Below are 338 nucleotides of genomic sequence, written 5' to 3' on the forward strand. Positions count from 1 at the left end.
TTTTTCTCCCTTTTCCTCCTTCTTTTCTTTCTCTTCTCTTTTTCCTCCCTTTCCTCCTTCTCTTTTCCCTTCCCCCTTCTCCTCCTTTTTTCCTTTCCCCCCCTCCCCTTCCCCTTTCCCTCCTCCCTCCTTTTTTCTCCCCCCTCCCTCCCCCCCTTTCTCCCCCCCTCCCTCCCCCCTTCTCCCCCCTCCCTCTTCCTTCCTCCCCTCTTCCTCTTTCTCCCTCTTTCTTTTTTCCCCTTCTTCCTCTCCCTTCTTTCCCCTTTCTTCTCCTTTTTCCCTCCTCCCCTTTCCTCCTCTTTTTCCTTCTCTTTTTTTTTCCCCCCTTTCTTCTCTTT

At 51.8% G+C, this 338-nt stretch carries 1 protein-coding gene; it reads right to left on the reverse strand.

All coding sequences use genetic code 11. The features are described from left to right. Positions 1-338 (reverse strand): hypothetical protein (locus KH400_RS30395; RefSeq protein ID WP_217228670.1); only part of this gene is annotated, 338 nt, incomplete at both ends.

This window comes from Desertibacillus haloalkaliphilus (genome assembly GCF_019039105.1).
Taxonomy (GTDB): domain Bacteria; phylum Bacillota; class Bacilli; order Bacillales; family KJ1-10-99; genus Desertibacillus; species Desertibacillus haloalkaliphilus.